Origin of the sequence: Kosakonia sp. SMBL-WEM22 (assembly GCF_014490785.1) — a bacterium.
Classification (GTDB): Bacteria; Pseudomonadota; Gammaproteobacteria; order Enterobacterales; family Enterobacteriaceae; genus Kosakonia.
In genome coordinates this window covers 4,085,702-4,106,644 of sequence record NZ_CP051488.1, presented here as the reverse complement: position 1 = coordinate 4,106,644, position 20,943 = coordinate 4,085,702, and the positions used below count along the sequence as shown (strand labels likewise).

The window sequence follows — 20,943 nt, the reverse complement described above, 5'->3', positions numbered from 1 at the left end:
GCTCCACGGTAAAGGCATTGCGATAACAAGCAGAGTAAAGGTTACGACCACGGCTGTCACGGTACGGGGTTTTCGCCCGCCGTCACCGCTTCCACGCGCGCGTTTTTACCCACCACTTTGCCCTGCCGATCCTCAATCCAGTAGGCGATCTTGACTTCGCCGGGCGCGGTGGGGGTTACCGAAACCTCTTTCACCATCTGGCCGGAATCTGCCTCAAGCGTCAGCGGCAGCTCACCGCTCTCCAGGTTGCTGTCGTTTTGCGTGATGCGCCACTTCAGCGTGCACTTTTCGCAGGCCGACCAGCTATCATTAATTGCCCACAGCCGCACGTTATTCGCTTTATTGGTCTGCCAGTTTGCCGTGACCGGCTCGATAGAGGGCAGCAGCGGTTGATAGGCGGTTTGCAACGCGTAATAGCCCGCTTTCGGCTGACGCAGGTAGTCAACGACGCCCCAGTTGATCGACGGCCAGGTCTCGACAAACATAAAGTGGAACAGGGCGGTAACCGGTTGATAACGCTGGCGGCGATAGCTCTCTGCCGCCATTGCCACCAGCTGCGCCTGGTAACGCTGGGTATTGTCGATGGTTTGCTGAATATTCTCGCCGCGCGGCACGTTGGCAAAGCCAAAGGTCTGGAACGGCTGGAAGTTGTGGTACTTCCAGCGATCCCAGCCGGGATCTTTCGCATCGGTGCTCTTGGGCCACATCTCGCTGGCGGGAATAATGGTTTTCAGCGTTGAGAGGCGCGGTAGCGCCTGCGCGCCAAACTCGGTGATGATGCCGGTTTTCGCCGGAGCGAGCACATCGCGCATGGTGCCGAAATACCACCCCTGCCAGTAGTGCTCCTCCACGGCGGAGAAGCGGTGCACAATACGTGAGGTGTCCTCGGCCAGCGCATCCGCCACTTTTTGCGTCAGCTCGCGGTTAAGATCTCTATTCCAGTCTTTAAAGCGCTTCTCCATCCACGGCGAGTTCCACGGCGGCTCGTTGTGTCCACCCCAGGCCACAATCGCTGGTGAGTTGCCGAACTGCGCCACCATCTCCCGCGTCTGGCGGGCGGCGTTATCTGCAAACTCACTGCTGTTGTTATAGCCCCACTGCAATGGCACATCCTGCCAGATCATCAGCCCCATCTCATCGGCGACGTCATACAGCGCGCGTCCGGCGACATGGCCATGCACGCGTATCGCATTGGCGTTCATCCCCGTGACCAGCTCGAAGTCCTGACGATACTTTTTGCGCGTCATGGTGCCGAGCCACGGTGAGCCGATATAGTTACTGCCCTTCACAAACAGGCGTTTATCGTTAATGCGCCAGCCTTTGTTGTCCGCTGCCTCCTCCATTTTGCGCAGGCCGGTGCGGGTAACGGCGGTATCCATCACCCCCTGTTGATCCATCAGCGAGGCGCGCACGCGATAGAGATTAGGTTTACCGTGACCGACCGGCCACCAGAGCCTGGCGGCCTCCATCGGCAGCGTCACCGTCAGCACCTTGCTCTCGCCTGTCTCCAGCGTGACGGGAAATTCCTGGCGGTAGTCACGACCATAAAAATTATCCGGCGTCGCCGCCAGGCGCAGCGTCACCGGCCCGGCCTGTTTTGCCCGGTAGCGGATCTCGGCGCGCAGCATCGGCTTCGCCAGTCCCTCCTGCCACTGCGGGCGCAGGATAATCTCATCAATTGCCACGCCGCGGCTAAGGTGGAGCCGGACCGGTGCCCAGATGCCGCCGGAGTTGGCATCCTGCCCCTGCGCCGACCAGGCACCGCCAGGGCGAGTGTCATGCTGATTCAGCACCCCTTTGACCATTGTTTTATGCAGCGGCCAGATGGTTTTCGGATCTTCAAACGGGCTATCGACGCGCACAGCCAGCTGGTTATGGCGGCGAAGCGCGTGGCTGATATCGACCGGGAAGCGCTGATAGTAGCCCTCATGGTGTGCCAGCCGCTTGCCGTTCAGCGTCACGTCGGCAAGGTAGTCGACGCCGTCAAACACCAGTGTTGCCAGCGTATCGGCAGACTGCTCAGGCAGGGTAAAGCTGTGCCGGTACCAGAGCGCGCCCTGGTGATCCAGCCCGTCGCTGTACCAGTTGGCGGGCACACGCAGGGTGCGCCAGTCGGCGCTGGAGGCGCTGACGCCATCGAAAGCGGGATCGTTGGCATCATGCACGCGCCACTCTCCGGCAAGGGACCAGGTGACGGGCAGCGCGATGGCAAAAGCCTGGGTTGAGAGTAAGAGCATCAGCATTAGCGTGTTACGCAGCATGGTTTGCCTCCCGGCGTTGCAGCCACACCTCAACGCGCACGAACTCCTCGCGAAGCGCCGTGTGCAAGTTATCCAGTGCCTGTTGATCGAGGCCGATCGCCTGGCTCTCAAGCTGCTGCAGCAGCTGGCTCAGACGGGTAAAATCGAGGGCAATCGCCTCGCCGCGCAACTTATGCGCCGCGCGCCGCAGGCCGTCGCGATCGTTGGTGTGAATGGCTGCGGCAATCTCGCCCTGCATCGTGCCGACGCTTTCGGCAAACAGGCCCAGCAGCTCGTTGACCAGTTCAGCATCGTCGGCACACTGGGCCAGCAGGGCGCTCTGCGTGGGCAACCCTTCATCGTCCTGTTGCGTGATGCGGGTCAGCTCATCGTGCAGCGCCTGCTGGCTTACCGGCTTGGCGATATAGCCATCAAACCCCATTGCCAGGCAGCGCTCTTTATCGCCCTGCATGGCGTGCGCGGTCATGGCGATCACCGGCTGGTGGCGGAGCGTGTGCATCACTTCCTCTTCGCGCAGCAGGCGGATCGCCGTTTCGCCATCCATGCCGGGCATTTGCAGATCCATCAGGATCAGATCCCAGCCGCCTTCGTGCCAGCGATCGAGCGCCGCACGCCCGTCATCAACTACCTCGGCATGATGGCCGAGCCGCTCCAGCAGACGCAGCGCCAGTTTCTGGTTCACCAGATTATCTTCCGCCAGCAGAATACGCAGCGCGCTTGCTGCCACTGGCGGCGCGACAGGCTGTTCGACGGCAACAGGCTCGGGCAGGCGGCCCGGTGCCAGCACGCTGGCGATCGCCTGATTCAGCTCGCTTTGCGCCACCGGTTTATGCAGGTAGTGGGCGATGCCGATGCGTTTAAGCATCCGAGCATCGAAGTGGCGATTCATCGAACTGAGCATAATGATGCGGCTCTGGCTCGCCTGCGGCAGCACCGAAAGTTCCAGCGCCAGCGAGATGCCATCCATCTCCGGCATCTGCGCATCAAGCAGGATCAGCGGAAAGGGTTCGCTCTCTGCCGTCAGGCGCAGTGCCTGGTGGGCGTTATCGACGCAGTGCGGCACCAGCCCCATCTGCGTCAGCATCGTCTCCAGCAGGCGCAGGTTGGTGCTGTTATCATCCACCACCAGCACCCGCTCGCCGCTAAAATGCGTCATCTGCATTGCCGCCAGCGCGGCAGGCTGGCTTACCAGCGTTAAGCTGAACGCGAACTCGCTGCCCACGCCCGGTTCGCTACTCACAGCCAGTTCGCCGCCCATCATCTTCACCAGCCGCGCGGAGATGGTCAGCCCCAGCCCGGTGCCGCCATAGCGGCGGGTAGTGGAGCTGTCTGCCTGGCTGAAGGCTTCGAAGATCGCCTGCTGCTTTTCGGCGGGAATGCCGATGCCGCTGTCGCGCACCGCAAAACGCCAGCTCCCGGACTCTTCGCCCGGCGAGATGGCGAGCACCACCTCTCCCTGATGGGTAAATTTCAGCGCGTTGCCGAGCAGATTGGTGAGGATCTGCCGCAGCCGGGGGCCATCAATGGAGACGACCTCCGGTACGGCGGGATCGATATCGACCAGCAGCTCAATCCCTTTTTCGCTGGCGGCGGGCATATGCGGGCGGATCAGCGTCTGGATAAAGGGGCGGATCTCCAGCGGCTCCTCATCGAGGATAATTTTGCCCGCCTCGATTTTCGAAAAGTCGAGAATGTCATTGATGATATGCAGCAGCGACTGCGCCGAACTCATCACCAGCGAGAGGTACTCCCGCTGCTCGCTGGTGAGCTGCGTGTCGAGGCAGAGTTGTGTCATGCCGAGAATACCGTTCATCGGCGTGCGAATTTCATGGCTCATATTCGCCAGAAAGGCGCTCTTCGCCTCGTTGGCGTCGCGTGCCACTTTCGCCGCCTCAATCGCCAGCAGCTCCGCCTCTTTACGGCGGGTGATATCCTGCAACGTGCCGATCACCCGCTCCGCGTCGCCCTGCATGGTCAGTGTCACCACCTGGCCGGAGAGCAGCATCCAGCGCCACTCCTCGCTCTGATGGCGAACGCGGATTTCACACTCAAACACCGGAACGTGATGGCGGGTTGAGCCCTGCATCGCCTGGCGCAGGCGGGCGCGATCCTCTTCATGCACCAGATGGAGCAGAAAGCGTGCCGGATGGCGCCACTGGCTGCGCGGATGACCGATCATCGTCAGCAGCGTGTCGTTGACCTGCAAATTGTCTGCCGAGATCTGCCAGTCCCAGATACCGATATGAATAGAGTCAGCGGTGAGCAGGAAATCATCATGCAGCTGCTGGCGCGAGCGCTGGGCTTCATCCAGCTGCGTGATGTCGCTATGCAGGCTGACGATGCTGCCATCCGCCAGCCGCTGGTGGTGGACAAACAGGCGGCGCTGCCCGGCCTGGCGCACTTCGCGATGGTTATGCTGGCGGCAGTTGCGAATGATCGCCTCGCGCAGGATTTGGCGGCGGCTCGGGTCGGTGTTATAGGCCGCGTCGATAAACTTCTCTGCCAGGCTTTGCAGCGTCGCGCCCGGCTTTAGCCCGCCGGCCAGCGCCGGATAAAATGCCTCTACCTGCGCATTCCACGCCAGTAGCCGCTCGTGGCGATCGTAGATCAGCACCGCCGCGGGCAGGGCGTTGAGGTCGAAATGGCAGGCTGTGCTCATGATGCCTCCCCGGCCCGGTAGTGCAGTTCGGCCTGGCGGCGCAGGTACTCCAGCCCCGGCGCAATCGCCATCGCCCACGCGGTCAGCGTCTCTTCGTCACACTGCGGGTCGCGCTGGCGCACGGTGATTAACATCGCTTCACGCCAGAGGGCAAAAAAGCGCGGCGGCAGGCGCAGGCCGTCGGTGCTCTGCTCGCGCGCCAGCCGCTCGAGAAAATCGGGCACAAACAGCGCGCCGTCGACCGCCAGCATGGCAAAGAAGCTCTTGTAGACCAACTGCTGCCCCTCTTCACTCCCGAAACGGGCGAAGTGTTGCTCCGTCTCTGGCGACATCTGCATAAAGGTGGTGTAGAAGGCGTTAAAGAAGGCGTGCTTCTCATCATCGGGGAAGACGCGGCTCAGACTCGCTTCAAAGAGATCGCGGTAGAATTTCATGGCGCGGCCCTCGGGGTGCGTTCGCCCGGCAGGCAGAGGCCGGGTTTGTTAAATTCATCTGTCGTGCGGCGCACGAAATAGCTCTCATCATCGATTAAGCCGTCGCGAAAGAGCGGCCCGCCGTTGGCTTTGTAGAGCAGCGCCTCCAGCACCATCGCGTTGGTGGAGAGCGTTACCATTTTGTTGATATCGCCTGTTGCTTCAACGCGCCCCTCAAACCAGCCGCGTTCGGGATCGTTCAGGTGTTCCGTCACTGCCATCAAGGCGTTGGTGTAGGCGGTGTCCCACAACACCCAGAGCGTAAACACCGCTTTGGTCGTCACCTGCGCCAGCCGCGGGTAATATTTCCCGTCATCGCCGAGGGTGTTCCATGCATAGCCATTGCCCCAGACGCTATCCTCCACGTGCCACGGTGCCTGCGCGAGAGTGAAGTCGGCACGGGCGGTGAGGGTCTTCTCCTTTTCCCAGCGCGTTTTCTGCGTCAGCCAGACGCCCTGCGCCCGATCGCGCAGCAGGGTTTGCACCTCGTCACTCAATCCCGGTGGCTGCCAGCCAAACTCCAGCCCCGGCAGCATCGCTGGCACCGTCGAGAGGATCGATGGCTGCCAGGTGGTGCGCGGATCGCGGGCATCCACCGGCAGGCTGCGCTGGTAGATGATGACGTTTTTCGACGGCGGCGTGAGCGCTTTCCCGGCCGGAAAACCCCACAGGCGAAAGGCGCTGGCGGCATATTCGCTCTCGCCGAGGCGCAGCTCTTCGCGCACCACCGGCTGGCCGTTTTGCAGCGAGGCTGACCACAGCTCGCCTTCACCATCCATGACCGGGCAGAAGTTCCAGCGCAGGATCACTTTGTCGAGATATTCGCGGTACTGCGGTGCGCGCTCGGCGGTAAGGCGCAGCGCCAGCATCAGGCGCGCCATGTCTTTCGCCGACCAGCCGCTCTTCACCGGCTTGCCGCTAAAGTCGACGAGGGTCGCCGTCTGGCTGGAGTAGAGCCTGCCAGGCGTTCGGCTATCGGTGAGCATCAGCCGGTTGAGGGTGCCGAGCAGGCGGGTGAGGCGCGCGTCAAACTCCTTATCATCAACCAGATCGAGATCTTTAGCCGCCAGCAGGGCGATTAGCGTGTCGCCCATCTGCCACAGCGTGACGCGCGGCTGCTTGTCGCTGCCGTTGACCAGCCCGGTTTGCGGCTGGGTGTTGTTGACGAAGTAGCGCCAGGCGATGGCGGCCCACTCGCGCTCCTGCGGCGTCAGGCTGCTGACGCGCGCGGTGGTGTTCCACGCCCCTTTTGTCAGCCAGCGCCAGCCTGCGCCGCCCTCGCTAAAGAGCGCAAAGGCGGCGGCGAGTAGCAGCAGAGGGATCGCCAGCCAGCGAACTACGGTTTTAGACATTGCGCAGTCACCGGCGGCAGCTTCACAGGCTCATCCGCATTACAGGAGGCGCACTGGCACGCCTGGCAGGCAGGTTTCGTGCGCTGGGTGGTGCCGGTCTGCTGACACCAGTTTTTCACCGACGGCGTGCTCTCAAGGAATGGTCGGTTACGGCGGGCGTTGTTCTCCTCAAACAGATCGACCAGCTTCTTCTCCCACAGCGATGGGGCGAAGTTGCGGTTTTTCGGGTTATCGGTGTTGAACTGCAGCAGCTTGCCCTCTTTTTTGAACAGCAGCGCCTCGAGCATGATGCCGTTGTTGTTGGCGGTGAACTCTTTGATCGGGCCGTCGCCATTCTCATACAGCCCTTCGTAGTAACCCTTACCCTCTTCGTTGGCGTTCTCGATGGCGCTCATCAGGCGATCGGTGTAGGGCGAATCCCACAGCACCCACATGCCGAGCGCCGCTTTCAGAGAGACGGCGGCAGCGCTGGGCATAAACTGCCCTTTATCGGTGATGGTGTTCCAGTCATAGCCGTCGGTGTAGACCGTGTCGTAGACGAAGTAGGGGGCTTTATCGAGCTGGTGCTCGGAGCGTGCGGTGAGCACGCCGGTAATGGTGTAGCGGTTCTCCTGCGCCTGGTAGACGCGGTCGGCGAAGTTTTTCATCCACGGATGGGAGTAGTTGCGCGGGCTGTTATTGCGATCGTTCGGGTTATCGAAGCCGAACTCAAGGCCATAGAGCAGATAGGATTCGGTCACTACATAGTTGTGCTGCGAGGTGGCACGTGGATCGCGCGTGTCGTACGGTACCAGCACGCAGTAAATTTCCGCCAGCTCATAAGGCTGGGGGCGGCTCGCCTGGCAGGTGTTAAAGCCCCAGAGCTGGAAACCGGCAGCGCCATACTCTTCATACCCGAGTCGCCCCTCCTGCACATACTTCGGCTGGCCGTTTTCCAGATAGGCACCGTAGAGCGTGCCGCACGGGTCAACAGCATGGCTAAAATCCCAGCCCAGCACGATGTTATCGATACTGTTGCCATACTCCGGGTAGCGCTCTTTGATCACCTTCAGCCAGATCAGCATGCGACCGATGTCCAGCGCCGAGAAGCCAATCTCGCCCGGTTTGTTGGTGTAGTTCACCTTCTGCGCGGTGAGGGTGTTATAGGCTTTGTTGGGCAGTTCATTGCGAAACAGATCCAGCTTGTTGATGGTGGCGAGGATCTTGAGCATCCGCCGGTCAAACTCCGCTTTGTCGATAATCCCCAGTTCGCGTGCCGCCGTTAGCGCAGCAAGGTAGGAGGCACTATCCCACATGGTGGTGGAGGGGTATTTATTTACCGCGTTGACCAGCCCGGTGGTCGGCTGGTAGTTAGCGACAAAGTATTGCCAGGCGTTTCTCGCCATTGTCATCTCTTGCGCCGTCAGCTTGCCGCTGCGCGGCGCGTAGTCCGATGCCGGAAGATCGCCAGCGCGCGCCTGGCTTAGTGTTATCCACAGCGCCATAAACCCTGCCAGGAGGGGAAAAAAGAGAAGTGCTTTCAGCTTCATGGCGTAGCTCCTGCTGACGAAGGGGAACGGGGCGCGGGATTAAAGCAGGCCAGGCACAGCATCTGGCCGTGGGCGATATAGGCCAGGCTCTCCAGCACAATGGCATTGGTGTCGGCATCAATCACACTGTTCACGCTGTTATTGAGGTTAAACCCGCGCTGCCACCCTTTACCCGGCACTTGCAGCGCCTGCGCTTGCTGGCGCAGGGCCTCGCTCCAGCTATTGCGAAACAGGGCATACCAGGCGAAGGCCGAGCGGGTAGAGGTGATCGCCGTCAGCTCCGGCGGCGCATCGCGTAGCGCCTCGTTGTCGACAGGCTGGCGGTTGGGCAGGTCATTGATAAAGTCCGGTGCGGGTTCGGCATAGTCGGTACTGATGGGCGGTTTGCGCACCCGCAGGCTGTGGCGGCGCTGCTGGATCTGCATAATGCGAAAGGCGATTTCCGCGCTCTGTGCATCAAAGCCCAGCTCAAGGCCGGTCAACAGATAGGGGAGGCTAATCAGCGAAGGCTGGCGTCCCCACGGCGTGCGCAGCCCCTCATCGGGCACCATAATGCCGTCGATATCGATCATCTGCTGCCCTTCCGGCGGATTGGTCACCGCCAGCCCGGCGGCGCTGTCGATCAGCCGCAGCGTATGGCTGGCATAAAGTCGATAGCCAAAGCTGTTGCGCGGCTCATCGCTTGCCAGCGCCCAGTGATGCAGCGGCGCGGCGGCCTGCGTTGCGCCGCTGGTGACGATAAGCGCGCCCACCTGCCAGCGGTTAAAGAGATCGCGCACGGCTTCTGCGTGCTGCGGCGAGCGCCAGAGCAGGGTTTGCAGCGCTACCAGCAGACGGCCCATGCCGATAGCGGAGGTTTCCGGCTTGCCGAGAATTTTCAGCGTATCAGCATGATAGTAGGCCGCCGGCACGCCCTGCGGCGTAAGCGGCAGCCCGCCAAGGGTTGCCAGCGCATTACTGATGCGCGCGTCGCTCTCTGCTTCGCTAAGGATGTGCAGCTGCTGTGCGGCGATCACCGCCAGCAGATAGCTGCCTGCGCTCCATAAGCTGAACCACGCCTGCCCATCCTGGGCATTTGGCAGCCCGTTGGGTTGCGTATTGTTGACGTAATATTGCCAGGCCACGCGCGCCCAGATCGCCTCCTCAAAGGTGAGCGCCCGTGAAGTGGGCAGCGGCGGGAAATCTTTGCTAAGCGCCATGCCGCCGCTGCTCTCAACGCGCGTCGGCATCTGTTTTTCCACCCACACTACGATGGCGAAGCCGAGCAGAAAACCGAGCAGGATAGTGATGTAACTGCGTGCGGAAAGCAGCGCGTCGCGCGTTCTCATGTTCGCGCCTCCTCTTCGTCCGGCGTCCAGATGGCGGCGAGGATCAGCGGCAACATTGCGGCAATATTGACGGCACCCCAGAAGATATTGATGACGTAACCGGAAGGATCATCCACCTGGCCGCGCGCCACCTGAATGCCGCCCCAAATCAGCCCGGTGAGGGTCAGCAGGACGATGGCGATTTGCGGTTTCACCAGGTAGAGAAAGCGCCCGGTCTGGCGCTCCTTCGGTGTAACGTGAAACTTGATCTGCTCCCCGCGCAGCACCGTATTCAGCGCCCGCAAATTCATCGAGAAGAAGGAGAGATAGGATGCGCGCCCATCCCAGGCGGAAATACCCCATGTGCCAAACATAAAGGCCAGCTCCGAGAGGATAAAAAAGGGCAGGAAGTGGAGATAAAAGGGCGTCGACCAGGCCGACACCGGCGGAATGCCGGTAAAGAGGTAGATGATCGGCGAAATCAGGAAAATGGCGTTCCAGACGCAGGCCATATAGGACCAGAAAGTAGTGGCGTACATCAGGGTTTGCGGCAACGAGAGCTTAAAGCGGCGGCGGCTGAAGATATTGTCGTGAAACAGAATATCCAGCGATCCGGCGGCATACTTAAAGCGCTGGATCATCCACGTCAGCATATCCTGCGGCGATAACATTTTTGATTCGATACGCGGGTGCATCACCGAGCGCCAGTTTCGCGCCGCATCGCCATGCAGCAGAATCGAGGTGTAGATATCTTCCGAGACGTGGAATTTGTAGGGCGTCAGTTCGGTATCGAAGGCGACATGGGGGCGCATCGCCTCCTGGAGCGTTTCGCGGGTGGCGGGATCGCGGATATCGCGCGTATGGCGGTCGATCTCCTCCTCCACCGTCCAGACATAGCTACGCAGCGCCGCCTGCATCACCGCTTCACGCCGGTGCACCGACGCCGCACCGCAGCAGAAGGCGGCGTTGGCCCAGTTACGGCGGCGCAGGATCACATCGTAAAACATGCGCGGATCGTTAAAAAAGGGATCGCGGCCCATCGTCACCGGGCCGACAATTTTTTGCGCCAGCCAGCCGAAGGCGTAGCCCACTTTGCCGGTTTTACGCGCCAGCCAGCGGGAGAGGTTCTCCCCGGCAGGCAGATCGTAAAACCATTGCGGCGTCTGCACCCATGCGACATCCGGGTTGCGGAAGTAGCCGAGGGTGTGGGCGAGCAGGGTTGGAAAAACGCGGGTGTCGGCATCGCAAATGACGATAAAATCGCCATCGGTCTGCTCAAGACCGTTGCGCAGGTTACCCGCTTTGTAGCCGATGTTGGTCTGCCGGGTAATATAATTCACTCCCTCTTCGTCGCAGACGGCTTTCATCTCCGGGCGACGCCCGTCATCAAGAACATGCACGCGGTAATCAAGGCGAGAGGGGTACTCCATCTTCATCGCATCGCGGATCGAGAGCCTGACAAGCTCGACATCTTCGGAGTAGGTGGCGATAAAGAGATCCACTTTCACCGGGCGCGGTTCGACCGCTTCGTCAGCGCTCAGGCAGTCGTTAATCTCCTGTGGCGGTGGCGCTTGCGGCGGGTCCTCCTCTTTCCACAGGTTGATGGTAAACAATACCGTACCGATCCACGCCAGCGTTTCCGCTAATACCAGCGGAATGGCGTACCACAAGGCATCCATATTCAGCGACGCCGTCCAGCGCCAGTAGATATAATTCGCACCCAGAATCAGCGCCGCAACCGCTAATATCTGCCAGGTAATCATCGCCCAGCGCGGCGTTTTCAGCGGCTCGGGCGGTGTGCGATCTTCGAATCGGGAAAAATAGAAGCCCATAGCGGTTGTTATCTTTATTCCGTGATAATAAGAAATCAGATAATACCCAGGCGGACCTGTTTCGCGGCCTGGCGTAATAACTTCCCGGTAAAACAAAAAGTAATGTAAGTGTAGATCGCTGATTAAAAGTTTCCAGCAAAGCGCAGCGCGGAATAATTCGTTGCAGTTAATTTAATATCATTTTGAATGATTTTTTCCGCTGCGCTTTTCGCTTCGTTAACATTGCCGGATGCGCATGTTTAAGCTATCTAAATAATTTCCCTGTTGTTTTATTGCCACACTTAACAGGTCAATGTATGAGCCAGATGGCACCTGCGCTAACGCAAAAAGATAATTTAGAATCAAAGGCATGGCGCTATTCTGTTGCCGGTAGCCGCGATTTGCGTATCGATTTAATGCGCGGTATTGCGCTGGTGATGATGGTGGTGGCGCATACGGAAGTGATGTCGATATTTAATATATTTTCATGGGAGCGTTTTGGCTTAACTACCGGTGCCGAAGGCTTTGTTATTCTTTCCGGGTTTATGCTGGGAATGCTTAATCGGGCGCGGCTGCAAAAAGCGGCGTTATTAACGATTTGCTGGGGATTATATCTGCGGGCGTGGAAAATATATCGCGTTAATATCATCATCATATTGTCGATACTGTTACTTGGTTTTTTACCTTTTTTAAATGTGTTTGAAGTGACCCACTTTACCGACCGATTTTCTGGAACATCGTGGTCGCTTTATCCGGTGACGCCGCAAATAAAAGAGACATGGTTTAACATCGTGCTCTATTTGCAAATCGGGCCGCACCAGACGCAAATCCTGGGCCTCTATATTTTCCTGCTGCTCTTAAGCCCGCTCTTTTTGGCGCTGCTTAAGCAGGGCAGAGTGTGGTGGTTATTGAGCTTCTCCCTGCTGGTGTATGGCTGCTGGCAGCGCTGGCCGGTTCGGGTGACGGTCTCCGAGTTTGAGTTCGCCTTTCCGCTGCTCGCCTGGCAATTTATTTTCGTCCTCGGCATGAGCTGCGGCTGGTACAAAGCCGAGCTGCTGTCGCTGGCGCGCACGCCGCCGGGCAAAGTGGTGATTGTGACGCTGGTGATCGTTGCGTTGATCCTGGGGTTCGTTGCCCAGAACCACACTAACCCCTTTATGCCGCCGCAGCTGTTGATGCACGTGATCCCACCGGCGGATTTCAACGCCTTTTACCACACCTGGGCGGCGAAAAACGGTCTTGGCCCGGTGCGGGTGCTGAATGATATCAGCCTGATGGTGACAGTCTATCTGCTGTTGAGCTGGTGCTGGCGACCTATCTATAAGCTTACCGGCTGGTTTCTCATCCCGCTCGGTCAGCACTCGCTCTATGTCTTTATTCTGCACGTCTATGTGGTGCTGGCGGTGAGCCAGTTCGTCACTTTCGATCTCTGGCGGCAGGCGTGGATAGTCAACACGCTGGTTCACGCGGCGGCGCTCGGCGTGCTGTGGCTGCTGGCGAAATATAATGTCGGTGCGCGCTGGATACCTAACTGAGGAAAGGCAGAATGCGGGAGAGATATTTACTGGCTTGCGCACTGTTTGCCGTCTTACCGGCAGCGGATGCGGCGCAGAAGGGTGAGGCGCAGAAGAGCGAAGCGGAGAGCGAGTCGCTGCGTGACAGTAATGGCGAACCGGTTCAGGTCGGCGTCTTTACCAGCCGCTGGGGACGACTTTTTTCCGGTAACAACAAGCCTTTTTCCGGCGCACTCAGTTTTGGTACCGGCCTGAAAGAGCTGTGGGTAACGATCCCGAACAGTTCCAGTAGTGCCGAGCAGAAAAGAAAAGTGAATCAGACGGTTAACCTGAGCCTGCAATACTCCCCCTACAGCTTCTGGTTCGCCAATATCACCACCCGCGTGCCGGTGACCGATACCAGCCGTTACACCACCGATTTTCGCTACACCTTTGGCTATGACGACTGGCATGCCAACACTGTCAGCCTTGTCTACAGCAACTATGGCGATAACCACTTCTGGACGTCGGGCAGCAAGCGCAGAACCTATTTCGAACAGGGGGCGGTGACGCTGGCCTACAAATTCTCACTGCCGAAACCTGTTGAAAATAAGCTGTTGATCAATAAAGGCGATTCGATTATTTGCCAGGTCGGCTACAGCTGGGTGCCGCGCTATTACGATGTGAAGAGTAACGATATTCAGCAGAACAAAAACGTGATGCTTGGCGGCTGTGGTTACACCTTTAAGCAGCACTTCTTTGTGCGCGCTACCGCTTTCTGGTTCCCGGATCGCAGCCAGCAGCAGCCGTGGAATGGCGATTACAGCTACAGCTTTGGTTATGCGGGCTACACGCCGGGTTCTTTCTCGTTGCAGTACGCCAACTTTGCCGGCACGCGCTACCCCGGCCATAAGAGCGGGAATGGCAAATTCCGCGAAGGAACCGTCAGCCTGATCTGGTTTTTACCTTTATAAGGAGCCGCCGTGACCCAACAGCATGTGCTTGTGGTCGAGGATTCGCCCATCTATCGCCGCCTGCTCTCACGCATGCTGGCGCAGTGGGGCTATGTGGTCAGCGAAGCGGAAAATGGTGTCAGTGCGCTGGAGATCCTTGCGACTTCTCCCGTTAGCATGGTGATAAGCGATTGGGAGATGCCGGAGATGGATGGCTTAACCCTGTGCCGCGAAATTCGCGAACGTCAGTTTGGTCACTATATCTACTTGATTTTGCTCACTGCGCGGGAAAATCCCGGCGATCTGGCGCAGGGATTTGACGCAGGTGCCGATGACTTTCTCAGTAAGCCGGTGGAGCAGAGCGAGCTGCGCGCGCGGCTGCATGCTGGCTCGCGCATTTTGGCGCTGGAGGCGACGCTGGCGGCACGCAACGCACGGCTTAGCCAGGCACTCCAGCAAATAGAGCAGGATCTGCAGGCGGCGGCACGCATTCAGCACTCGATTCTGCCCGCCCATCAGTTGCGCTATCACGACTACTTTTCCGACTGGCTCTTTCTGCCTTCCGCGTGGGTCTCCGGCGATGTGTTTAACCTCTTTCAGCTAGACGACCACCTGGGGTTTTACTGTGTCGATGTCTCGGGCCACGGCGTTGGCGCGGCGATGATGTCCCTTGCGGTAGCGCGGCAGTTTTTACAGGGGCGCGTAGTGGAGCGTTTCCTCTTTTCTGCTGATGGCAGCGTCGCCTCGCCCGCAGAAGTGGTGAGCATGCTTAATAGCCGCTTTTGCAGCGAAGAGGAGGAGATTATGAGCTATTTCACGATCATCTACGGCGTTATTCACATCCCGAGCGGCAAAGGGCGGCTCTGCCAGGCGGGTCATCCGACGCCGTTTATCGTCTCAACCGGGGGCGAGGTCACGCCGATTGGCAGCGGCGGCGCACCGGTTGGGCTGATGCCCGATCTCAGTTGGGATGATGTCGAGTTTGAGCTGCATCCCGGTGAGCGCCTCTGCCTCTTTAGTGACGGCATTACCGAGTGCGAAAACCAGGCGGGCGAGCAGTTTGGCTCGCCACGCTTGCAGCAGTGGCTGCAACAGCACGTTAACCAGACGATTGACACACTTTTGCCGCACTTCGGTCAGCACTTAACTGGCTGGCGCAACGGCGAGCAGATGGCAGATGATGTTTCCCTGTTAATTATTGAGCGAAATGGAGAGAAGTGATGAATATCGATAGCGAACGTCAGCCGCGGGTGACGATCCTTACGCCCGCGATTCGCCGCCTGGATGCCTCTGTTTCCGCGGCTTTTAAAGAGGCGATTGCCCGTGAACTGGGCGATGAGCCGCGCGCGCTGATTGTCGATTTCAGCAAGGTGGACTTTATTGACAGTAGCGGCCTCGGCACGCTGGTTTCATTAATGAAGATGATGAACGGCAAAGGTGAAATGGTGCTCTGCGCCCTTAACCCCGGCATCAAAAATATGTTTACCCTGACGCGCATGGACCGCATTTTTCGCATCAGCGCGGACAGAGCCGCCGCCCTGCAGCTGCTCGGGTTGTAAATTATGGCTCGCGAGATAACCTTTCCCGCCTCGCTCACCGCGCTCTCGCCGCTTGCTGAGTGGCTGAACGCGCAGATGGCCGCGCTGCCAGTAGATGAGGAGTGGCGCTTCGCCCTCGATCTGGCGGTGTGCGAAGTGGCGACCAATATTATTCGCCATAGCCTGCATGAGCAGGCCGCCGCCACTTTTAGCATCGCGTTTGCCGCCAGTGCGCAGGAGGTGCAACTGACGTTTCGCGATAACGGCGAGCCGTTTCCCGCTGAACGCTTACTGGCTGCACAGCAGGAAAATGGTCTTGAGATGGAGCCGGATCTGGAGAGCGGGCGCGGGCTGAAGCTGATCCTGCTCAGTGTGGACAGCTTTAATGTGCAGCGGCAGGCCGGGGTTAATATCGCCACGCTGTGCAAAAAATGGGGAGTTGAAGCGGCAAGCGGCTAACTCTTATGCTCGGGGCTCGGGTAAAGCGCAAACGGGAGCCATCACATGCGCATTGATGAGACAAGCCAAAACGTGCCAACGCTGCATATCCTCTGCGGCAAAATCGCCTCCGGTAAATCGACCCTTGCGGCAACGCTTGCGCAAACGCCGGGCAGCGTGGTGCTCAGCGAAGATAGCTGGCTGGCTCTGTTGTTTAAAGAGTCGATGCACAGTGTGGAGGATTATGTGCACTACTCCGCGGTGCTTAAGCGAGCAATCAAGCCGCACGTCATTGCCCTGTTACAGGCCGGGGTAGATGTGATCCTCGATTTTCCCGCCAATACCGTCGCCAGCCGTCAGTGGATGATGTCGATTATTCAGGAGTCCGGGGCGCAGCATGTGTTGCACTATCTCGTGGTAAGCGATGAGACCTGTAAAGCGCGCCTGCGCCAGCGCAATGCGGCGGGCGAGCACGAGTTCGCCGCCACCGACGCGCAGTTTGAGCTGATTACCCGCTACTTTGCGCCGCCCGCCGATGAAGAGGGCTTTAAGGTGCGCCACTATGAGGAAGAGCACCGGTAAACACCGGTGCTTTTGGTCAGTTAGTGCCGTTTTTCCAGCGCTTCCCATAAGCCGTGCAGATAGGTGACGCCGAGCGCGCGGTCGTAAAGACCATAGCCTGGACGCCCGGTTTCGCCCCAGATAAAGCGGCCGTGATCCGGGCGGATATAGCCATCGAAGCCGTTGTCATGCAGGGCTTTCATCACCTCATACATATCGAGCGAGCCGTAGCGCGAAAGGTGCGCCGATTCATAGAAATCCTTATCCTGAATCAGCTTGATATTGCGCACGTGGGCGAAGTGGATACGCCTGCGGCGGGTAAACTCGGCGAGAATTTCGTAGACGTTATTATCGGGGTCCTCGGCAATGGAGCCGGTGCATAAGGTGATGCCGTTGGCCTCAGAGTTGACGGCGGTGCAGATCCAGTCGAGATCGTCGCGGTTTTTCACGATGCGCGGCAGGCCGAAGATCGAGTAGGGCGGATCGTCCGGATGAATCGCCATTTTGATGCCGACCTCTTCGCACACCGGGATCACGCGCTCAAGGAAATAGACGAGGTTCTGGCGCAGTTTGTTCTCGTCGACATCTTTATATTTGGCAAACAGCTCCTGCACTTTCGCCAGCCGCTCTGGCTCCCAGCCCGGCAGCGCGAAACCGTTTGAATTCTCCAGCACCTCTTTCACCACTTCATTCAGCGTCTTATCGATGCCTTTCTTCTCAAACGCCATGGTGACTGAACCGTCTGGCAGGACGTAGTTCATCTCGGTTTTCATCCAGTCGAACACCGGCATAAAGTTATAGCAGATGACTTTAATGCCGATCTCCGCTAGATGGCGGATAGTTTGCTGGTAGTTGGCGATAAAGCGATCGCGGCTTGGCAGGCCGATTTTGATGTCATCATGGATGTTGACGCTCTCAATCACCTCCATTTTCAACCCGGCCTGCTGAACCTGATCGGCCAGCGCGCGCACTTTATCCTGCGGCCACACTTCACCGACCGGCACGTCATACAGCGCGCCTACCACGCCTTCAACGCCTGGAACCTGGCGAATATGCGCCAGCGGAATTTTATCTTCGACTGGCCCAAACCAGCGCATCGTCATTTGCATGTTCGTTACCACCTTTATCAATCCATAGCCTTAACTGCCATACTAGTATTGATAATAACGTGCGCCTCAGCATTTTTTTGCGATCCTCTTCACACAACGCATTTTCGCGTTACGCTGCTTATCTAACGTTTACGTAATGCTGACAAAAGTTTCTAAATAAAGCCTTGCGCCTTAAGCCATAACCGTGCGTTAATGACTCGTCGGTTTGATAATCATTATCTCCAGCCAGTAGTTCACTAAAGTCTCTCTCATCTCTAAGTACCTCGTTAGTTACTTCTTTTTGGGTCTCTTTATACGCTGATAAATAATGCTTCAGACCATTGCCGCCTTAAATGGCCTATAAAACAAAAGGGTAACAAACATGTCTACTAAAATGACGGGTATCGTAAAATGGTTCAACGCTGAGAAAGGCTTTGGCTTCATCACTCCTAAAGATGGCAGCAAAGATGTATTCGTACACTTCTCTGCAATCCAGAGCGATAACTACCGCACTCTTGATGAAAATCAAGAAGTTGAATTCACCATTGAAAATGGTGCGAAAGGCCCGGCCGCTGCTAACGTAGTGCCGCGCTAAGGACGATTTTATTACGAACCATATCCATTTCCGCTGCCCGTGCTGTCACGGGTCGCAATACAGAGTTTCCAGTTTTGACGTGACTGAGAAAAATCCGGCCGGTGCCAAATGTATTTTTTGCAAATCAGCAATGATCACATTTGATAATATCGCCGCGATTATGCAGTCAAATAACGTTACGATGGAATTCCGTAAATAATAAAAAGGCCAGTTTACTGGCCTTTTTTTATGCCTCTTTTTACTCCCCGACTAACATAATCATTTTTACCGAGCGGTTACTGGTTAATTGCCAGGTTATCTGCCGGTAGTGCAGCTCTCCGCGCTGTGCATGCATAAACACCCGCTCGCCGCCTTCGCGCACCACCACCTGCTGGCGCGACCAGAAGGTGCGAAACAGCTCGCTCTCACTGCGTAAACGCTCAACAAAACTATTCAGGGCCTGGTCGTGCGGATAGTGCATCGCATCGGCGCGCAGCTCCGCCACAATGCGGCTGGCGCGCGACTCCCAGTCGGCTACCAGCGTGCGTGCCAGCGGATGGCGGAACATAAAACTCATCATATTTGGCTGCGGATCGCTATCCAGCCAGCCGCTGAACAGCGCTTCGGCCGCCGTGTTCCACGCCAGCATTGTCCAGGTCAAATCGAGCAGATAGCAGGGGCACGTCATCTGCTGCACCGAGGCCAGCACCTCTTTCTCCACCGTCACTACATGCTCTTCCTGCGGATCGTTCTGCCGCGCCAGATGGAAAAGGTAGTTCCGCTCGGTGGGCTTCATTCTTAATACGTTGGCGATATTCGACAGGGTTTGCGGCGAGACAACAATATCGCGCCCCTGCTCAATCCAGGTATACCAGGTGGTGCTGATGCCGCTCAGTTGCGCAACTTCTTCTCGCCGTAACCCTCGCGTACGTCGTCGCCCCTGCGCTGGCAGGCCAATATCCGCAGGCAGCGTCTTTTCCCGCTGGGATCGTAAAAAATCGCCCAGCGCTTTTGGCCCGGCGAAGAGAGTGTTTTCCATGGGTGGTACCTGTTAATACCAGTATAAGTAGCCATATTGTACCCCTATAAAAAGGGTCGTACAGTCGTTGATGAGCAGGTTTGTCGTCACTCATCATGAAAAGGAAAAGAGCATGGCCGTCAATCATCATCAATTAACGCAGCAGCAGTTTGGCGATCGGGCGCAGGCCTATTTAAGCAGCCAGGTACATTCCCACGGGGAGGATTTAGTGCGTCTCGCGCAGTGGCTGGGTGAAAAACCGGCAGCCTCCGTGCTCGATTTAGGTTGCGGCGCAGGGCATGCCAACTTTGTTGCCGCAGGCGTGGTACGCGAAGTTACCGCATATGATTTATCGGAGAAGATGCTGGCAGTTGTGCGCCATGCCGCCAGCGATCGCCAGTTAAGCAACCTGCGCACTGTTCATGGTGCTGCGGAAGCGCTGCCCTTTGCCGACGGCGAATTTGATGTGGTGATAAGCCGCTACTCGGCGCACCACTGGCACGATGTTCCGCAGGCGTTACGTGAAGTGCAGCGCGTGCTGAAACCCGGCGGGAAGTTCATTCTGATGGATATCACCTCGCCGGGCCGCCCGGTGCTGGATATCTGGCTGCAAACCATCGAAGTGTTGCGCGATCCTTCGCACGTGCGCAACTACTCGCCCGGCGAGTGGTTGCAGATGACGCAGCAGAGTGGCCTGCTGGTGGAGAAGCTGGTCACCGGCCGCCTGGCGCTGGAGTACAGCTCCTGGGTTGAGCGTATGCAAACCCCGGAGGTGCTGCGCGCAGCGATCCGCTACCTGCAACAGACCACTTCTGATGAGGTGAAAAGCCATTTCGCCCTCGACGAGCAGGGCAGTTTCACCTCTGACACTCTGATGTTCCAGGCGCACTCCTGAACCGCATGCGCCCGGTTTTCCGGGCGTTACCTTACGCCAATCACTTCACGGATACGCTGTGCGATATAGCCCGCATGGGTCTCCAGTGCAAAGTGCCCGGTATCAAGCAGCTCCACCACCGCATTGGGGTTGTCACGTTTATAGGCTTCGGCTCCCGGCGGAATAAAGAAGGGATCGTGTTTGCCCCAGATGATCAACGCTGGCGGCTGCACCGCGCGGAAGAAAGCCTGAAAATCGGGGTAGCGGGTCAGGTTATTGGCATAGTCGAGAAACAGATCCAGCTGGATCTCGCGGTTTCCCGGGCGCTGCATTAACAGTGCGTCGAGCTGATACCCCTCTGGCGCGACGCTCGCAGGGTCGCTTACACCGTGCAGATATTGCCACTTTGTCCCCTCCAGGTTGAGGATGGCGTCATTCACTACCTGACGATTAGCTGCCGACGGCTCATCCCAGTAAGCCCGCACCGGCGCCCACGCATCGCCCAGCCCTTCAAGATAGGCATTACCGTTTTGCGAGATAAAACCACTGATGCGCTGCGGGTAGTGTACCGCCAGCCGTAAGCCTGTCGGCGCGCCGTAATCGAAGACATAGATGGCAAAGCGTTGCAGATCGAGGACATCGACAAAATCGATCAGCGTCTTCGCAAGCCCGTCAAAGGTGTAGAGATAATCACGATCGGCAGGCACTTCGGTAAAACCAAAGCCGGGGAGATCCGGGGCGATAAGATGAAACTTATCCGCCAGCAGAGGGATCAACTCACGAAACTGGTGGGACGAACTCGGGAAGCCATGCAGCAGCAGTAAGGTAGGGTTCACCGGATCACCGGCTTCGCGATAAAAAACCTTCACGCCGTCAGCTTCGACAAATTGATAGCGAACCGGGAAATGGGTATTGCCAGCCATAATTACTCCTTCTCTGAAACCGTTAAAAGCCTATTTAAAAGGTTACGTGAAAATGGAGTATGGCGCAGGTTTGTAACTGTGTAAAATTAAT

General features: G+C 57.9%; 19 protein-coding genes. 9 read left to right on the top strand and 10 right to left on the bottom strand.

The window, feature by feature from the left end; translation table 11 throughout:
- Nucleotides 1-56: 56 nt before the first annotated feature.
- Genes HF650_RS19730 through HF650_RS19700 form a run of 7 tightly spaced genes read right to left on the bottom strand, consistent with a single transcriptional unit; the run spans nucleotide 57 to nucleotide 11,413 of the window.
- On the bottom strand, nucleotides 57-2,261 hold the full coding sequence (locus tag HF650_RS19730) for a sugar-binding domain-containing protein (RefSeq protein ID WP_187800033.1): 2,205 nt from the start codon (nucleotides 2,259-2,261) through the stop codon (nucleotides 57-59).
- Nucleotides 2,251-4,920 (bottom strand): response regulator, encoded by a 2,670-nt coding sequence (locus HF650_RS19725; protein WP_187800032.1) that lies wholly within the window; start codon nucleotides 4,918-4,920, stop codon nucleotides 2,251-2,253. Before HF650_RS19725 ends, HF650_RS19730 begins: the two co-directional genes overlap by 11 nt.
- Nucleotides 4,917-5,354, bottom strand: coding sequence for a globin (locus tag HF650_RS19720; protein ID WP_187800031.1), 438 nt, complete (start codon nucleotides 5,352-5,354; stop codon nucleotides 4,917-4,919). The genes HF650_RS19725 and HF650_RS19720 overlap by 4 nt, the downstream gene beginning before the upstream one ends.
- Complete coding sequence (locus HF650_RS19715) at nucleotides 5,351-6,745, bottom strand: DUF3131 domain-containing protein (protein WP_187800030.1); 1,395 nt, start codon at nucleotides 6,743-6,745, stop codon at nucleotides 5,351-5,353. The genes HF650_RS19720 and HF650_RS19715 overlap by 4 nt, the downstream gene beginning before the upstream one ends.
- Nucleotides 6,730-8,274, bottom strand: a complete 1,545-nt coding sequence (locus tag HF650_RS19710) for a DUF3131 domain-containing protein (RefSeq protein WP_187800029.1) — start codon at nucleotides 8,272-8,274, stop codon at nucleotides 6,730-6,732. The genes HF650_RS19715 and HF650_RS19710 overlap by 16 nt, the downstream gene beginning before the upstream one ends.
- Nucleotides 8,271-9,602 carry a DUF3131 domain-containing protein gene (locus HF650_RS19705; RefSeq protein ID WP_187800028.1) on the bottom strand — a complete coding sequence of 444 codons (1,332 nt, stop codon included), beginning with the start codon at nucleotides 9,600-9,602 and terminating at the stop codon, nucleotides 8,271-8,273. The genes HF650_RS19710 and HF650_RS19705 overlap by 4 nt, the downstream gene beginning before the upstream one ends.
- On the bottom strand, nucleotides 9,599-11,413 hold the full coding sequence (locus HF650_RS19700; protein ID WP_187800027.1) for a cellulose synthase catalytic subunit: 1,815 nt from the start codon (nucleotides 11,411-11,413) through the stop codon (nucleotides 9,599-9,601). The genes HF650_RS19705 and HF650_RS19700 overlap by 4 nt, the downstream gene beginning before the upstream one ends.
- A gap of 296 nt (nucleotides 11,414-11,709) precedes the next feature.
- Here HF650_RS19700 and opgC point away from each other — a divergent pair, with 296 nt between their 5' ends.
- From opgC to HF650_RS19670, 6 genes are read left to right on the top strand one after another with little or no spacing between them, the layout of a single operon-like run.
- Nucleotides 11,710-12,927 (top strand): OpgC domain-containing protein, encoded by a 1,218-nt coding sequence (gene opgC, locus HF650_RS19695; RefSeq protein ID WP_187800026.1) that lies wholly within the window; start codon nucleotides 11,710-11,712, stop codon nucleotides 12,925-12,927.
- Nucleotides 12,928-12,938: 11 nt separating this feature from the next.
- A complete protein-coding gene (locus tag HF650_RS19690) occupies nucleotides 12,939-13,859 on the top strand; it encodes a hypothetical protein (protein WP_187800025.1) in 921 nt (306 codons plus the stop codon).
- Between the two features lie 9 nt (nucleotides 13,860-13,868).
- Nucleotides 13,869-15,059, top strand: a complete 1,191-nt coding sequence (locus tag HF650_RS19685) for a SpoIIE family protein phosphatase (protein WP_187800024.1) — start codon at nucleotides 13,869-13,871, stop codon at nucleotides 15,057-15,059.
- Nucleotides 15,059-15,397: an STAS domain-containing protein gene (locus HF650_RS19680; protein WP_187800023.1), complete on the top strand. Its 339-nt coding sequence runs from the start codon at nucleotides 15,059-15,061 to the stop codon at nucleotides 15,395-15,397. The genes HF650_RS19685 and HF650_RS19680 overlap by 1 nt, the downstream gene beginning before the upstream one ends.
- 3 nt (nucleotides 15,398-15,400) lie before the next feature.
- A complete protein-coding gene (locus HF650_RS19675; RefSeq protein WP_187800022.1) occupies nucleotides 15,401-15,835 on the top strand; it encodes an ATP-binding protein in 435 nt (144 codons plus the stop codon).
- A gap of 45 nt (nucleotides 15,836-15,880) precedes the next feature.
- Nucleotides 15,881-16,396 carry an ATP-binding protein gene (locus HF650_RS19670; RefSeq protein ID WP_187800021.1) on the top strand — a complete coding sequence of 172 codons (516 nt, stop codon included), beginning with the start codon at nucleotides 15,881-15,883 and terminating at the stop codon, nucleotides 16,394-16,396.
- 20 nt (nucleotides 16,397-16,416) lie between these two features.
- On the opposite strand, the gene uxuA is transcribed toward HF650_RS19670, so the two are convergent.
- Nucleotides 16,417-17,484, bottom strand: a complete 1,068-nt coding sequence (gene uxuA, locus HF650_RS19665; RefSeq protein WP_187800020.1) for a mannonate dehydratase — start codon at nucleotides 17,482-17,484, stop codon at nucleotides 16,417-16,419.
- 361 nt (nucleotides 17,485-17,845) lie between these two features.
- Here uxuA and cspA point away from each other — a divergent pair, with 361 nt between their 5' ends.
- Nucleotides 17,846-18,058, top strand: coding sequence for an RNA chaperone/antiterminator CspA (gene cspA / locus HF650_RS19660; RefSeq protein ID WP_187800019.1), 213 nt, complete (start codon nucleotides 17,846-17,848; stop codon nucleotides 18,056-18,058).
- Nucleotides 18,059-18,068: 10 nt separating this feature from the next.
- Nucleotides 18,069-18,257 carry a cold-shock protein gene (locus tag HF650_RS25575; RefSeq protein WP_346014258.1) on the top strand — a complete coding sequence of 63 codons (189 nt, stop codon included), beginning with the start codon at nucleotides 18,069-18,071 and terminating at the stop codon, nucleotides 18,255-18,257.
- Nucleotides 18,258-18,296: 39 nt separating this feature from the next.
- On the opposite strand, the gene HF650_RS19655 is transcribed toward HF650_RS25575, so the two are convergent.
- Complete coding sequence (locus HF650_RS19655) at nucleotides 18,297-19,076, bottom strand: helix-turn-helix transcriptional regulator (RefSeq protein ID WP_187800018.1); 780 nt, start codon at nucleotides 19,074-19,076, stop codon at nucleotides 18,297-18,299.
- A 112-nt stretch (nucleotides 19,077-19,188) separates the two neighbouring features.
- Between HF650_RS19655 and HF650_RS19650 the strand changes: the two genes are divergently transcribed.
- On the top strand, nucleotides 19,189-19,950 hold the full coding sequence (locus tag HF650_RS19650; RefSeq protein ID WP_187800017.1) for a class I SAM-dependent methyltransferase: 762 nt from the start codon (nucleotides 19,189-19,191) through the stop codon (nucleotides 19,948-19,950).
- Between the two features lie 26 nt (nucleotides 19,951-19,976).
- Here the strand turns inward: HF650_RS19650 and HF650_RS19645 are convergent, their stop codons facing one another.
- Nucleotides 19,977-20,852 carry an alpha/beta hydrolase gene (locus HF650_RS19645; RefSeq protein WP_187800016.1) on the bottom strand — a complete coding sequence of 292 codons (876 nt, stop codon included), beginning with the start codon at nucleotides 20,850-20,852 and terminating at the stop codon, nucleotides 19,977-19,979.
- Nucleotides 20,853-20,943: the final 91 nt, after the last annotated feature.

Coding starts and splice junctions, on each gene's coding strand:
- HF650_RS19730 (WP_187800033.1), bottom strand. CDS start 2,261: ATGCTGCGTAACACGCTAATGCTGATGCTCTTACTCTCAACCCAGGCT.
- HF650_RS19725 (WP_187800032.1), bottom strand. CDS start 4,920: ATGAGCACAGCCTGCCATTTCGACCTCAACGCCCTGCCCGCGGCGGTG.
- HF650_RS19720 (WP_187800031.1), bottom strand. CDS start 5,354: ATGAAATTCTACCGCGATCTCTTTGAAGCGAGTCTGAGCCGCGTCTTC.
- HF650_RS19715 (WP_187800030.1), bottom strand. CDS start 6,745: ATGTCTAAAACCGTAGTTCGCTGGCTGGCGATCCCTCTGCTGCTACTC.
- HF650_RS19710 (WP_187800029.1), bottom strand. CDS start 8,274: ATGAAGCTGAAAGCACTTCTCTTTTTTCCCCTCCTGGCAGGGTTTATG.
- HF650_RS19705 (WP_187800028.1), bottom strand. CDS start 9,602: ATGAGAACGCGCGACGCGCTGCTTTCCGCACGCAGTTACATCACTATC.
- HF650_RS19700 (WP_187800027.1), bottom strand. CDS start 11,413: ATGGGCTTCTATTTTTCCCGATTCGAAGATCGCACACCGCCCGAGCCG.
- opgC (WP_187800026.1), top strand. CDS start 11,710: ATGAGCCAGATGGCACCTGCGCTAACGCAAAAAGATAATTTAGAATCA.
- HF650_RS19690 (WP_187800025.1), top strand. CDS start 12,939: ATGCGGGAGAGATATTTACTGGCTTGCGCACTGTTTGCCGTCTTACCG.
- HF650_RS19680 (WP_187800023.1), top strand. CDS start 15,059: ATGAATATCGATAGCGAACGTCAGCCGCGGGTGACGATCCTTACGCCC.
- HF650_RS19675 (WP_187800022.1), top strand. CDS start 15,401: ATGGCTCGCGAGATAACCTTTCCCGCCTCGCTCACCGCGCTCTCGCCG.
- HF650_RS19670 (WP_187800021.1), top strand. CDS start 15,881: ATGCGCATTGATGAGACAAGCCAAAACGTGCCAACGCTGCATATCCTC.
- uxuA (WP_187800020.1), bottom strand. CDS start 17,484: ATGCAAATGACGATGCGCTGGTTTGGGCCAGTCGAAGATAAAATTCCG.
- cspA (WP_187800019.1), top strand. CDS start 17,846: ATGTCTACTAAAATGACGGGTATCGTAAAATGGTTCAACGCTGAGAAA.
- HF650_RS19655 (WP_187800018.1), bottom strand. CDS start 19,076: ATGGAAAACACTCTCTTCGCCGGGCCAAAAGCGCTGGGCGATTTTTTA.
- HF650_RS19650 (WP_187800017.1), top strand. CDS start 19,189: ATGGCCGTCAATCATCATCAATTAACGCAGCAGCAGTTTGGCGATCGG.
- HF650_RS19645 (WP_187800016.1), bottom strand. CDS start 20,852: ATGGCTGGCAATACCCATTTCCCGGTTCGCTATCAATTTGTCGAAGCT.